We start from the raw sequence: 13,802 nt of genomic DNA on the forward strand, positions 1-13,802 counted from the left end.
CATGAACTTGAACGAGTTTCCGCTGCTCGAGCAGACCTTGCTCAACGACTGGCAGCGCGGCTTTCCGCTGTGCGAGCAGCCCTTCGCCGAGATGGCCCGGATGGCCGGTGTGTCGGAAGTCGTCGTGCTGGAGACGCTGACCCGGCTGCAGGCCACTGGTGCCATCGGCCGCCTTGGCGGTGTCTGGGGCAACGGGGCAGGGGGCGCGGCCATGCTGTGCGCGATGGCAGTGCCTCCTGACGATGTGGCGCGCGTGGCCCGCGTGATCAACGGGGTGCCGGGGGTGAACCACAACTACGAGCGCGAGCACACCTTCAACCTGTGGTTCGTGATCACGGGGGGAGGGCGTGATGCCATTCACCGCGAGGTCGATGCCATCGAGCGGCAAGCGGGCTACCAGGCCTTGCGCCTGCCCATGGTGCGCTCGTACGCCATCGACCTGGGGTTCGACATGCGGGGCCCAGTCGCTGCCAGAACGGCGGAAAGCCTGGGCAGCAGCCGGGCGGCGCGCCGTGTGTTGCCAGAGGACAGGCCGCTGGCCGCCTTGCTGGAGGGCGGTATTCCACTGGTGAGCCGCCCCTTTGATGCCTGGGCTGCTGAACTGGATCAGCCGGTGAGCCAGGTTCTGACCACGCTGGGCCAGTGGCTGACGCGCGGCACGTTGCGCCGCCTGGGGGTGATCGTGCGGCATCACGACGTGGGCATCGCGGCCAATGCGATGACCGTGCTTGATGTGCCGGAGGATGCCGTGGATGCGGCGGGCGCGCGCCTGGCCCGCGAGCCGGGCGTCACGCTGTGCTACCAGCGGCAGCGCGCCGAGGGCTGGCCCTACAACCTGTATGTGATGGTGCATGGTGCACACCGACGCGATGTGCAGCAGCGGATCGATGAGGCGCTGTCTGCGGCAGGGGCGGATGCCTGGCCGCGCGAGACGCTGTTCAGCGGTCGTCGCTTCAAGCAGACCGGGGGGCGCTACTTCAGCGCACCGGCACAGGCGCAGCGCAGCGAGGAGGCCGCACATGCATGCACGCTCTGACGTGGTGTCGTCCGCCAAGGCGGTGAGACAGGGGCTCCTGGATCAGGTCGATGCCCAGTTGATGGACCGGCTGCATGGCGGCTTTCCTTTGAGCGAGCGGCCATACGCCGATGTGGCAGCCGACCTCGGCCTGTCGGAGGAGGACGTGCTGACCCGACTGCAGCGCCTGCTCGATGCGCGGATGCTGACGCGCTTTGGGCCGCTGTTCCAGATCGAGCGCGCGGGCGGGCAGTTTCTGCTGGCGGCCATGGCCGTGCCCGAGCCGGATTTCGAGCGCGTGACCGAGGTCGTGAATGCCCAGCGTGAGGTGGCGCACAACTACCGGCGCACGCACCGGCTCAACATGTGGTTCGTGGTGGCGGCCAGTTCGCCTGACGAGGTCGAGGCGACCTGCGCACGCATTGAGTCGGCCACCGGCCTGCAGGTGCACCGCTTCCCGAAGGAGCGCGAGTATTTCATCGAGTTGCGGCTCAGCGCGCTCGCAGCGTGGGCCCGGCAGCACGCCTCAGCCCATCAGGGGGATCACCATGTTGGATGAGCTGGACCGCCGCCTCATTGCCTCCACGCAGGGCGGTCTGCCGCTGGTTCCGCGTCCTTACGAGGCGGTGGCAGCCGAGTTGGGCGTCAGCGCCGACTGGGTGACCGCCCGGCTCAGGACCATGCTGGATCAGGGACTGATCCGCCGCATCGGGGCGGTGCCGGACCACATGCGCCTGGGCTACACCGCCAATGGCATGACGGTGTGGAATGTGGCCGACGACCGGGTGGACGAACTGGGCGCCAAGGTGGGCGCGCTGCCCTCGGTGTCGCATTGCTACCGCCGCCCGCGTGCCTTGCCCGACTGGCCCTACAACCTGTTTGCGATGGTGCACGGGCAGGCCCAAGCGGAAGTGGAGCGCGAGGCGGCCCGCATCCGCGCCCTGCTGGGCGAGGCCTGCAGCGGGGCGGACATCCTCTACAGCACGGCCATTCTCAAGAAGACCGGACTGCGCCTGGCGCGCCCATGATCAGGAGCTGAGCATGTTCCGCATATCCCAGTATCTTCGCGAGGTTCACGAGGCCGAGCGCGAGGGTCGCTACCCGGTGCCCGCACGACGTGGGTCGGGCACGCCGCCAGGCCCGGTGGTGATCTGGAACCTGACCCGCCGGTGCAACCTGACGTGTCGCCATTGTTACGCGCTGTCGGCCGACCACGCATATCCCGGTGAACTGAGCACCGACGAGATAGCGACGGTGATGGACGATCTGCGGGCCTTCCACGTGCCCTTTCTCATCCTCTCGGGCGGTGAGCCACTGCTGCGACCGGATCTGTTCGAGATCGCGGCGCACGCGCGTGCGCGCGGCCTGCGCATGGGTCTGTCGACCAATGGCACGCGCATCGACGAGGCCGTGGCCGATCGCATCGCGCAGGCCGGGTTCGACTATGTGGGCATCAGCCTCGATGGCCTGGCTGCCACGCACGACCGGTTCCGGCGACAGGAGGGGGCGTTTGCGGCCTCGCTGCAGGCGCTGCGGTGGCTGCGTGATCGCGACGTGAAGCTGGGCCTGCGCTACACGATGACGGCGCAGAACGCGCACGACTTTCCCGCCCTGCTTGCGCTGATGCGGGACGAGGGCATCGAGAAGTTCTACTTCTCGCACCTGAACTACGCCGGGCGCGGCAACATCCACCGGGGTGACGATGCGCACTTCTCGGCCACGCGCCAGGCTGTGACGCGGCTGTTCGAGGCGGCCTGGTCGGCCGTCGAGGCGGGGCGAGACGAAGAGTACGTGACCGGCAACAACGATGCCGATGGTCCTTTCCTGCTGAACTGGGTGGCGGCCCGATGGCCCCGATGGGCGGCGACCTTGCGTGAGCGCCTGGTGGCCTGGGGCGGCAATGCCTCGGGCCTGCACGTGGCCAACATCGACAACCTGGGCCAGGTTCACCCCGACACCATGTGGTGGCATCACGATCTGGGCGATGTGCGCAAGCGGCCGTTCTCGTCGATCTGGACGGATCTGAGCGACCCGCTGATGGCCGGGCTCAAGCGGCAGCCGCGCCCCGTGCAAGGCCGCTGCGGCGCCTGCCGCCATCTCGACATCTGTGGTGGCAACACCCGCGTGCGCGCACACCAGCTCACCGGCAACTGGTGGGCCGAAGACCCGGGGTGCCATCTGCTCGATGAAGACGTGGGCTGGCAGACGGAGCGCGTGCCGCTTCGGCCGTTCACCTCGGCAAAGCGGGCGACCGTCATGATGGAGGCGAAATCATGCGAAGCGAATTGATTGCGCGCGCGGTTCTGGTGGCATGCCTTGCTGGCGGCGCCTGTGAGGTGCCCGCTGCCGAGTCGGCCTTGCCACAGCCCGTCGGCCCCGGGGCGCTCTACCAACAGCACTGCGCCAGCTGCCATGGCGAGGCCCGCACCGGCGGCATGGGCCCGGCCCTGCTGCCCGCCAGCCTGGATCGCCTCAAGCAGGCCGAGGCCACGCGCGTGGTCACCCACGGCCGTGTTGCCACGCAGATGCCGGCGTTTGCCCGTGTGCTGAGCGAGGCCGAGATCCGTGGCGTGACGCAGTGGCTGTACACCGCGCCGGATGTCATGCCCGCGTGGGACGAGGCCGACATCCGCGCCTCGCGCGTGGTGTCGAAGGCCGAGCGACCGGACCAGCCCACACCGCGCTGGCCGGGTGACCCGCTCAACCTGTTCGTCGTGGTGGAGGGCGGAGACCACCATGTCTCGCTCGTGGACGGCGATCGGCTGGAGGTCATTCACCGCTTCGCATCGCGGTATGCGCTGCATGGCGGCCCCAAGTTCTCGCCCGACGGACGCTTCGTGTACTTCGGGTCACGCGACGGCTGGGTCACGAAGTACGACCTCTACAACCTGCGTGTGGTGGCCGAGGTGCGGGCCGGGCTCAACATGCGGAACGTGGCGGTCTCGGGTGACGGCCGCTGGGTGATGGCGGGCAACCACCTGCCGCGCACCGTGGTGCTGTTCGATGCCGACCTCAATCTGGTCAAGACGCTGCCTACGGCCTCGCTTGACGGACGCGTGACCTCACGGGTGTCGGCGGTGTACGACGCCGCGCCCCGCCGCAGCTTCATCGTGGCAATGAAAGACCTGCCCGAGCTGTGGGAGGTCTCGTATGACACGAAGGCCGAGCCGGTGCATGACGGGCTGGTGCACGACTACCGCATGGGGGAGGCCATCGCCAAGCCGGGTTTCCTGACGCCCCGGCGCACGCCGCTGAGCCAGCCGCTGGACGACTTCTTCTTCGATCCCGGCTACCGCCATGTGCTCGGCACGGACCGCACGACAGGCAGCGCGGCCAGCGGGGCGGCCGCTCAGGTCATCAACCTCGACGCCCGCTCTCGGGTCGCCACGTTGCCACTGGGCGGCATGCCGCACCTCGGATCGGGCATTGCCTTGCAGCATCAGGGGCGTGCCGTGCTCGCCACGCCCAGCCTCGAACAACCCGTCATCAGCGTCATCGACATGAAGGCCTGGACGGTGATGCGGCAGATCCCGCTGCCGGGCCCGGGCTTCTTCCTGCGCAGCCATCCGCAGTCGCCCTACATGTGGGCCGACTCGATGTTGTCGCCGGCATCGCGTCACATCCTGACGGTGATCGACAAGCAGACGCTGGAGCCCAAGGCGCAGATTCAGGTGCCGCCCGGTCGCACGCTGGCCCATGTGGAGTTCACGCGCGATGGCAGCAAGGTGCTGGCGAGCCTGTGGGAGCAGGACGGTGCACTGATCGTGTACGACGCGGTGACGTTGAAGGAGCTCAAGCGCCTGCCCATGAGCAAGCCGGTGGGCAAGTACAACGTGTTCAACAAGACCACACGCACCGAAGGCACGTCGCACTGACGCTGGCATGTGCCGGCGCCGCGCTGGGCGCCGGTGCGCTTCACTGCATCTGGTATGCAGCCAGGGCTTGCGGATCGAGGATGCGGATGTCGCGCCGGTCCATGGCGATGTAGCCGCGCTCTTCGAGCTCGCGCAGCACGCGCGAGAAGTACTCCGGCGTGAGCGACAGCAAGGAGGCGATGGTGGCCTTGCTCACGGGCAGCGACACGCGGGGTGCGCGCCCGGTGGGCTGGCCGTGCTCGGCCTGCTCACGCAACAGGTAGCTCACCACGCGCTGGATGCCCGAGTGCAGTGCCGAGGCCTCGACGTCCTGCACCAGCCCGTCCATGCGGCGCGCGATGCCGGCCAGCATGCGCAACGCAAAGCGGCCATCGTGCGCGATCTCGTCGAGCACCGCCTGCTTGCGCACGGTGAGGATGGCCCCGTCACACAGCGCCTGGGCATGCACCATGTAAGGGTTGCCAGTGAACATCAGCGATTCGGCAAAGGTCTGGCCGGGCCGCACCAGTTCGATCACTTTTTCCTGTCCGGCGTGTGACAGCGCGAACAGCTTGACCTGTCCGTCGAGCACCACGTGAAAGCCTTCGCACGGGTCGCCCACGCGGAAGATCACGTCACCTCGGTCGATGGGACGGATCAGCGAAGATGCGGCGAGCCGGCCCAGCTCGGCGGTGTGCATCTCGTGAAAGAGCGGCAGGGCGGCCAGGCAATCCGCAATGTCGGGTGTGGGGGCTCGCATGGGCGGCAGCGTTCGTTGTGTGGTTTGCTGCGGATTCTTGTGACCCTTGCATGACGTGGTTTTGCGCTGCCACAAATGCACACTTTGGAACGATGGCGAGGGTTGGAGCCCTCTGCCGAAGGGTGTAGTTCGATCGGAGTAGGTGTGTCTGATTCAGGCCGTGCGGGCCATCAGTTGGCCCACCAGCTGTGTCAACCGTGTCACAAGCTCGGTCGGTCGGTGGATCACCGCATGACCCTGTGCCCCGAACAGGTGGGGCAGGTAGGCGGGCGCCTGTCGATCGATGGTGATGCAGAAAGGCAGCAGCCCTTGCGCGCGGGCTTCACGCACGGCTTGTCGCGTGTCTTCCAGCCCGAAGCGGCCCTCGTAGTGATCGAGGTCGTTGGGTTTGCCGTCGGTGAGCAACAACAGCAGTCGGTGGGTTTCGCCCCGTGCAGCCAGCTGCCGCGTGGCATGGCGGATGGCGGCGCCCATGCGGGTGTAGTAGCCGGGGCGGATGGCGCCGATGCGGTTCTGGACGGCGGGGCACCACGTCTCGCCAAAGGCCTTCAGCTGGTGGATGCGCACATGGTGGCGCTTGACGGAACTGAATCCCAGCACCTCGAACGGGTCGCCCAGTCGGTGCATGGCCTGGCCGAACACGTACAACGCGTCGCGGGTCACGTCGATCACGCGGGCGTCGTTGCCCACCCATGCATCCGTCGATTGCGACAGGTCAGCCATCAGCAAGACCGACAGGCTCCGATCGCGGCGGTGGCGGCGCAGGTGGATGCGTGGTTCGTCGCCAGGGGCATCGGTGCGCCAACGCACCCAGGCATCCAGGTCGAGGTGCTCGCCGCTTTCATGGCCACCCTGCCACGCCGGTCGTGCAGTCAGCGTCTCGAGCCGCCGCCCCATGCGCGAGGCGAGCGCCTTCAGTTGGGCCGGGGGCGACCAGGTTTCGGCATGTCGGGGCTGCAGCAACTGCACCGCACAGCGGTCCGCCTCCAGCACCCCGCGGCGGTAGTCCCATTCGGGCAGGCGCAGGTCGGCGGCCAGCACGATGTCGTCCGAGGCGGCGCTGGGCAGGTCGAGGTCGAACCGCACACGCGAGGCCAGCGTGCTGCCGCCGCTGTCCACCGTCAGGGATTCCATGTCATTGGCCACCTGTGCGGCGTCCGGCGTGGGCTCGTCTTCCGTCTGCCGGCTTACACGCACGAACTCCGACCACGACAGCAGCGACTCCGTGCGGAAGAACATCATCAGGCCGTGCCGGTCGGGCTGAACGGCCATCTGGCGGGCTCGGCGCCGTGTGTCGTCGCGGTCCTCGCCATCGGGCGCGAGCGGTCGGTCCGACGAGGTGCGTGCTTCCCGCGCCGCGACCGGCGTGGCCGCTGCGGTCGCCTGCAGGCAGGCAGCATCGATCCAGATCGGCACAGGCAGCACCTCGTTGGCCTGCACGGGCAGGCGGGAGGGCACAAGGCTGGCCGGCCAGTCGGGTGAGCCGAGCGCGCGCTGCACCAGGCGCTCTGCTTCGGCCGCGCGGCCACGCAAGCTGAACGGGTCAGGTCGTTGCGCCAGGATGGCGGTGAGCAGGCGCTGGTGGCGATCACGCCAGCCGGGCAGGGCGGCCAGCACGCGCGCGGTGGCCGTGCGGTTCAGACCGATCCAGTCTTGTGCCAACGAGGGCTCATGGCGGCACAGGGACAGGCACTCCGCGGCCTGTGCGGCCAGCCACAGATAGAGCGCGCGGTTCAAGGCCGTGTCCGCGAACACGGCCACCTCCGATGGCAGCGCCAGGGTCTCGGCATCCAGCGTGGGCAGCGCGGCGCGGTCGCCACTGCCGGCCAAACGTTGCAGCCAGCCGCGCGGTCCACCGTGGCGGCGCGGGGCGGCGGTCGCGAGCCGCCAGGCCGGCGGCGCGCCGAGTGCGCGGAACACCACGCCCAGCTGCGCCCGCACCTCATCCAGCCGGACCGCGGCCTGCGGATGCCGACGGTCGGCCAGCTGCACGACGGCCCGGTGCCACCATTGGCCTACCCATTCTTCCATCAGTCCTCCCGGTCGGCCGGTGCGCCGGCCTGCCTGCGCGCACGCAGCGTTTCGCGCAGCGCCGCTTCATCCACCGTCCACGTCAGCAGCGGGCTGCGTTGCTGAGCGCCTTGCGATCGGTCGCATGCGCTCAGGCACTGCCCGCATTGCACGCACGAGAACATGCGGCGCTTGATGTCCCGCGGGTGCAGGCGCATCGGGCAATGGCGGTCGCAGGCCGATCCGATCGGCACGTCGCAGGTGCGGCATTCGCGCGCCCGCTCGCGCATGAAGCCGACCACCATGCCTTTCGGGTTGGCCATCCACACCAGGCTCTGGAACAGGCCCACGGCGCAGCCGAAGCGGCAGAACAGATGGCGCGCCAGCACGAACTCCAGTGTGAAGACCAGCGTGCCGATTGCCAGAAAGCGCGCCTCGCCCGGTGAGAGCTGGCCGCGCGCCAGATGCGACCAGATGCGCTGGGGTGGCAGCAGGTAGCTCAGCAGCGTGATGGCCCAGACAAAGGCCAGCGCCAGGCTGAGCCCGTAGAAGACAGGCCACCAGCGGCGATCAGGTGGCAGCACGCGGCCGCTTGCATCCTGCCGCGGGGTGGTGTGGCTATCCCACAGGCTGAACTTGCCGATGGCGCGGTGCATGACCGCGTTCAGCCCTTCGACGATGGAGAAGTGGGGGCACAGCCAGCCACAGTAAAGCCGGCCATAACGGCGCGCCACCAGCAGAAAGCCCACCACCAGCACGAGCAGCGGCAGCAGGCCCTTGAGCACCAGGCTCAGGGCCGCTTCTGTGGGGGTGAGCCGGCCCTGCATCAGGGCCTCGATGCCGAGCGACCAGGGCTGGCCCAGCACCCACAACTGCGCCTGCGTCACATCGAAGCGCAGCAGGTCGAGCACCGGCGCCAGCACGAAGAGGGCAAAGAACCCCGCCTGCCAGCGCCGCCGTCGCGGCTGCAGATCAGTGCCTGCCGAACACCCCATGGACGATCTCCATCAGCGCCGAGACGATGTCGGGGTCGTCGGTCATGGCTTCGACGATGGCAGCACGACAGGCTGCCTCCTCGCCCATGCCGGAGGCCATCAGGCGGCCGGCCATGACCAGCAGGCGTGTGCTGGCCTTTTCTTCCAGATCGTGCTCCGTCAGTCGGCGCAGGGCCGCGCCGAGTGCCACCAGGGCCTCGGCCCGGGCTGTTCCCACGCCGGCCTCGGACGCCACGATGGCCTGCTCCACCGGCGCCGCCGGATAGTCGAAACCGATCGCGACGAAGCGCTGGCGTGTGCTGGGCTTGAGGGCCTTCAGCAGGTTCTGGTAGCCGGGGTTGTACGACACCACCAGCATGAACTCGGGTGGGGCCACCAGCTGCTCGCCGGTGCGCTCGATCGGCAGGATGCGTCGGTCGTCGGTGAGCGGGTGGATCACCACGGTGGTGTCCTTTCGGGCTTCCACCACCTCGTCGAGGTAGCAGATGGCGCCCGTGCGCACGGCGCGGGCCAGCGGCCCGTCCTGCCAGACGGCATCGCCGCCAGCAATCAGGTGGCGGCCCACCAGGTCGGCGGCCGCCAGGTCGTCGTGGCACGACACCGTGATGAGCGGCCGGCCCAGCCGAGCCGCCATGTGCTCGACGAACCGCGTCTTGCCGCAGCCCGTCGGGCCCTTGATCAGCAGCGGCAGGCTGGCCCGCCAGGCGTGCTCGAACAGCGCGCATTCCTCGCCCTGCGGCACATAGGCCGGCATGGCGCCCTGCGGGTTGACCAAGGCCTGGGGATCGAGCCTGTCCATAATCTGCCCTTTCTCAGGCACGTTGGGCCGGCACCGCGCGGGCGTTGCCACCGGCACCCGTGGTCACTTCCTGCTCGACGGCGCCGCCGATGAAGAAGCTGCACAGGTAGGTCACCAGACCGGCCAGGAAGCCCACGCCGCCCCACAGCCGGATCCAGTAGAAGAGGTTCAACTGGGTCTGCGTGGCCATGAACGGCGTCGGGTTGTCGGCCACGCGCTGCAGCCACACCTGCAGGATGCCGGCGCCGGTCAGGGCCAACACCATCACACCCATGCTGATCGTCATCAGCCAGAACGACCACATCTCGACGCTTTGCGCCTTGCGGCTGTTGGCGATGCGGCCGCGCAAGATGGGCATGGCGTAGCTGATCATCGCGATCACCACCAGCACATAGGCACCGTAGAAGGCGAGGTGGCCGTGGGCCGCCGTGATCTGGGTGCCGTGGGTGTAGTAGTTCACCGAAGACAGCGTGTGGATGAAGCCCCAGAGGCCGGCGCCCAGGAAGCCCATCACCGAGGTGCCCACCGCCCACAGCACGGCGGCCTGGTTCGGGTGGTCACGACGCCGGCGCTGCACCATGTTGAAGGCGAACACGGTCATCATGAAGAACGGGATGGGTTCGAGCGCGCTGAACACGCTGCCGATCCAGTGCCAGTAGCCGGGCAGACCGATGAAGTAGAAGTGGTGGCCCGTGCCCAGGATGCCCGTCATCAGCGCAAAGGCGATGATCACGTACAGCCACTTGTCGATCACCTCGCGGTCGACGCCGGTGGTCTTGATCAGCACGAAGGCCAGCAGCGCGCCCAGGATCAGCTCCCACACGCCTTCCACCCACAGGTGCACCACGAACCACCAGTACATCTTGTCGCGCACCAGGTTGTGCGGGTTGACGAAGGCGAACAGGAACAGCAGAGCTAGGCCCCACAGGCCGAGATGCAGCACCAGCGAGATGCTGGTCTTGCGGCCCTTGAGCAGCGTCATGGTGATGTTGAACAGAAAGCCCAGCGCCACGGCCACGATGCCCAGCTTGGTCGGCAGCGGTTGTTCCAGGAACTCGCGTCCCATGGTCTGCAGCAGTTCATTGCCGGTGAGTTCGGCGAGCTTGGCGTAGGGGACCGTGAGGTAGCCCACGATGGTCAGCGCGCCGGCCACCAGGAAGACCCAGAACAGCACAAGCGCCAGCTTGGGGCTGTACAGCTCGGTTTCGGCTTCCTCGGGCACGAGGTAGTAGGCCGATCCCATGAAGCCGAAGAGCAGCCAGACGATCAGCAGGTTGGTGTGCACCATCCGCGCGACGTTGAACGGGATGGCCGGGAACAGGAAATCGCCGACGATGTACTGCAGCCCCATCACCAGACCAAACAGGATCTGGCCGACGAAGAGCAGCAGGGCAGCGATGAAGTACGGCTTGGCAACCGCCTGAGAACGGTAGGGTAGTTTTGCAGTCATGGTGTGCTCCGCCGCGTCAGCCTTCGATGTTGGGAGGCCATTGCTCGGTGTTGATCTCGCCGGTCCACTTCAGGAACTCGACCAGGTCGTTGAGCTGGCCATCGTTGAGGTGGAACTGCGGCATCTGCCGGCGCCCCGGCGCCCCGGTGGGCTGAATCTGCATCCAGGTCTTGATGAAGTCAGGGCCCCGGCGCTTGTAGACGTTGCCCAGCTCGGGCGCGAAGTAGGCGCCTTCGCCCAGCAGCGTGTGGCAGCCGATGCAGTTGCGCGTCTCCCAGATCTGCTTGCCGCGCACGACGGCGGGCGTGATGTTCTGGACGTTCGAGCGTTTCGGAATGTGCTGCTCGGTGTCGAACACGAGCGTGGCGAACAGCAGCGCGAAGAACGCTGCGCCGCCGTAAAAGATGTTGCGGGCGGCTTGCTTCGTGAAGCCCCCCCGTTGTCCCTGGCTCATGCCGATCTCCTTCCTCTGTCAAGCAATGTCGAGCAGACTAGAGAGAGTGCTTGCGCATTTCCTTGAAGCGGTTCAAGAAAACGGAGAAGGTGCGACGGCGCTATGCTTGGCGGGCCCGGCTAGGTGTTTTCACCAACACGCTGCGGGCAAGGGATGCAGGCCCGCCAGGCCTGTGTCAGAATCTTCCTCAATTCGTACAAGACTTCTTGTCAGAATTGAATTCAGCTGAGCGGGCGCCGCCGGCCATCCCTGTGCGCAGGGTGACTGTCGGGGTCCGTGTGTCTTCATTGAACGCCCCGACACCGACATGAGCGCTTCCTACCAAGTCACCGACGGCGTGGCCGTCATCACGCTGACCAACCCCCCCGTCAACGGCCTCGGCCACAGCACCCGTGCCGGCATCGTCGACGGCGTGAACCAGGCCAATGCCGACGCCTCGGTCAAGGCCATCGTCATCACCGGCGGTGGCAAGGTGTTCTGCGGTGGCGCAGACATCCGCGAATTCAACACCCCGGCTGCCTTTGCGGCGCCCGGCCTGCACCTCACCATCGAGACCATCGAGAAGAGCAGCAAGCCCGTCGTCGCTGCCATCCATGGCGTCGTCATGGGCGGCGGGCTGGAGCTGGCCCTGGGCTGCCACTACCGCGTGATGGCGCCTGGCGTGCAGGTGGCCTTGCCGGAAGTGAACATCGGCCTGATCCCCGGCGGCGGTGGCACCCAGCGCCTGCCGCGCGTGCTGCCCGTCGAGCAGACGCTGCAGATGGTCACCACCGGCGCTTCGGTGCCGAGCGACAAGCTCGCCAAGGTGCCCGGCCAGCAACTGATCGCCAAGCTGATCGAGGGCGACCTCGTGGCCGGCGCCGTGGCCTTTGCCAAGGAAGTGGCCGACGTGCGCCCGATGCCGCTGGTGCGCCACCTGCCCGTGTCGCCCGTCAGCGATCCCGAGCTGTTCAACAAGGCCCGCGCAGACATGGCCAAGGCCCGCCGCGGCCTGATCTCGCCGCAGCGCTGCGTCGACGCGATCGAGATCGCCGCGAACACGCCGGACATCGACGTCGGCATCCAGAAGGAACTGGACATCTTCAAGGAGATCATGGTCGGCCCGCAGGCCAAGGCCATGCAGCACGCCTTCTTCGGTGAGCGCGCTGCCAGCAAGATCCCCGATGTGCCCGAGAGCACGCCGGCCCGCAAGATCGAGAAAGTGGCCGTGATCGGTGCCGGCACGATGGGCGGCGGCATCACGATGTGCTTCCTGAACGCCGGCATCCCCGTGACGCTGCTGGAGATGAAGCAGGAAGCCATCGACCGTGGTGTGGGCACCATCCGCAAGAACTACGAAGCCCAGGTGGCCAAGGGCAAGCTCGCGCAAGACAAGTACGAGCAGCGCATGAGCCTGCTGACCACCACGCTGAGCTACGACGACATCGCCCAGGCCGACATGGTGATCGAAGCCGTGTTCGAAGACTTCGGCGTGAAGTCGCAGGTGTTCACCAAGCTGGATGCCGTGATGAAGCCCGGCGCCATCCTGGCCTCGAACACCTCGACGCTGGACGTGGACAAGATCGCCGAGGTGACGAAGCGCCCGGCCGACGTCGTGGGCCTGCACTTCTTCAGCCCCGCCAACGTGATGCGCCTGCTGGAAGTGGTGCGCAGCAAGCACACCGCCAAGGACGTGATGGCCACGGTGATGCAGGTGGCCAAGAAGATCAAGAAGGTGGCCGTGGTGTCGGGCGTGTGCGATGGCTTCATCGGCAACCGCATGTTCGAGCAGTACGTGCGCCAGAGCTTCTTCCTGGTGGAAGAGGGCGCCACCGTGCAGCAGGTCGACAAGGCCGCCGAAGCCTTTGGCTTCGCCATGGGCCCGTTCCGCGTGGGCGATCTGGCCGGCAACGACATCGGTTTTGCCATCCGCAAGCGCCGCAAGATCGAGCAGCCCGACGTGATCTACAGCCCGGTGGGCGACGCCGTGTGCGAACTCGGCCGCTTCGGCCAGAAGGTCGGCAAGGGCTGGTACGACTACGAAGCCGGCAAGCGCGAACCCGTGCCCTCGGCCGAGGTGCAGGCCTGCATCGACAAGGTGCGTGCCGACAAGGGCCTGACGCCGCGCGCCATCAGCGACGACGAGATCGTGCAACGCCTGGTGCTGGCCCTGGTCAACGAGGGGGCCGCCATCCTGGAAGAAGGCATCGCCTCCAAGGCTTCGGACATCGACATGGTCTACCTGACCGGTTACGGCTTCCCGCTGACCTGGGGCGGCCCGATGCTGTACGCCGACCTGCTGGGCCTGCCCAAGGTGGTCGAGCTGATGAAGGGCTTTGCCGGCAACCCGCACGGCGACCCGGCTTTCTGGACGCCAGCGCCGCTGCTGGCGAAACTGGCCGCCGAAGGCAAGACCTTCAACTGATCGTTCCGTGATCCACGGGGCGCTGGAAGGTGCCCCGGCCTGATCCGCTGCTTGAAGGCAG

The 13,802-nt window shown here is 67.4% G+C and carries 12 protein-coding genes; 6 read left to right on the forward strand and 6 right to left on the reverse strand.

The features are described 5' to 3' along the window. Position 1: 1 nt before the first annotated feature. From Q0Z44_RS00395 to Q0Z44_RS00415, 5 genes are read left to right on the forward strand one after another with little or no spacing between them, the layout of a single operon-like run. Positions 2–1,036, forward strand: coding sequence for an Lrp/AsnC family transcriptional regulator (locus tag Q0Z44_RS00395; protein ID WP_298008456.1), 1,035 nt, complete (start codon positions 2–4; stop codon positions 1,034–1,036). Then, positions 1,020–1,574: an AsnC family transcriptional regulator gene (locus Q0Z44_RS00400; RefSeq protein WP_298008458.1), complete on the forward strand. Its 555-nt coding sequence runs from the start codon at positions 1,020–1,022 to the stop codon at positions 1,572–1,574. Before Q0Z44_RS00395 ends, Q0Z44_RS00400 begins: the two co-directional genes overlap by 17 nt. Continuing rightward, a complete protein-coding gene (locus tag Q0Z44_RS00405; RefSeq protein WP_298008461.1) occupies positions 1,564–2,043 on the forward strand; it encodes an Lrp/AsnC family transcriptional regulator in 480 nt (159 codons plus the stop codon). The genes Q0Z44_RS00400 and Q0Z44_RS00405 overlap by 11 nt, the downstream gene beginning before the upstream one ends. A gap of 13 nt (positions 2,044–2,056) precedes the next feature. After that, complete coding sequence (nirJ, locus tag Q0Z44_RS00410; protein ID WP_298008464.1) at positions 2,057–3,304, forward strand: heme d1 biosynthesis radical SAM protein NirJ; 1,248 nt, start codon at positions 2,057–2,059, stop codon at positions 3,302–3,304. Beyond that, on the forward strand, positions 3,289–4,890 hold the full coding sequence (locus Q0Z44_RS00415; RefSeq protein WP_298008467.1) for a cytochrome D1 domain-containing protein: 1,602 nt from the start codon (positions 3,289–3,291) through the stop codon (positions 4,888–4,890). Before nirJ ends, Q0Z44_RS00415 begins: the two co-directional genes overlap by 16 nt. A gap of 40 nt (positions 4,891–4,930) precedes the next feature. Here Q0Z44_RS00415 and Q0Z44_RS00420 read toward each other — a convergent pair whose 3' ends face one another. From Q0Z44_RS00420 to Q0Z44_RS00445, 6 genes are all read right to left on the reverse strand, one after another. Continuing rightward, on the reverse strand, positions 4,931–5,629 hold the full coding sequence (locus tag Q0Z44_RS00420) for a Crp/Fnr family transcriptional regulator (protein WP_298008470.1): 699 nt from the start codon (positions 5,627–5,629) through the stop codon (positions 4,931–4,933). Positions 5,630–5,782: 153 nt separating this feature from the next. After that, positions 5,783–7,660: a VWA domain-containing protein gene (locus Q0Z44_RS00425; RefSeq protein WP_298008474.1), complete on the reverse strand. Its 1,878-nt coding sequence runs from the start codon at positions 7,658–7,660 to the stop codon at positions 5,783–5,785. After that, positions 7,660–8,634, reverse strand: coding sequence for a 4Fe-4S binding protein (locus Q0Z44_RS00430; protein ID WP_298008476.1), 975 nt, complete (start codon positions 8,632–8,634; stop codon positions 7,660–7,662). Before Q0Z44_RS00430 ends, Q0Z44_RS00425 begins: the two co-directional genes overlap by 1 nt. Then, complete coding sequence (locus Q0Z44_RS00435; protein ID WP_298008845.1) at positions 8,612–9,388, reverse strand: CbbQ/NirQ/NorQ/GpvN family protein; 777 nt, start codon at positions 9,386–9,388, stop codon at positions 8,612–8,614. Before Q0Z44_RS00435 ends, Q0Z44_RS00430 begins: the two co-directional genes overlap by 23 nt. A gap of 58 nt (positions 9,389–9,446) precedes the next feature. Then, a complete protein-coding gene (locus tag Q0Z44_RS00440) occupies positions 9,447–10,883 on the reverse strand; it encodes a cbb3-type cytochrome c oxidase subunit I (protein WP_298008479.1) in 1,437 nt (478 codons plus the stop codon). Between the two features lie 16 nt (positions 10,884–10,899). After that, positions 10,900–11,337 (reverse strand): cytochrome c, encoded by a 438-nt coding sequence (locus Q0Z44_RS00445; protein ID WP_298008482.1) that lies wholly within the window; start codon positions 11,335–11,337, stop codon positions 10,900–10,902. Positions 11,338–11,644: 307 nt separating this feature from the next. On the opposite strand from Q0Z44_RS00445, the gene Q0Z44_RS00450 reads away from it, so the two are divergent. Further along, positions 11,645–13,741, forward strand: a complete 2,097-nt coding sequence (locus tag Q0Z44_RS00450; RefSeq protein ID WP_298008484.1) for a 3-hydroxyacyl-CoA dehydrogenase NAD-binding domain-containing protein — start codon at positions 11,645–11,647, stop codon at positions 13,739–13,741. Positions 13,742–13,802 lie beyond the last annotated feature (61 nt).

The organism is uncultured Aquabacterium sp. (genome assembly GCF_947366995.1).
GTDB lineage: Bacteria > Pseudomonadota > Gammaproteobacteria > Burkholderiales > Burkholderiaceae_C > Aquabacterium.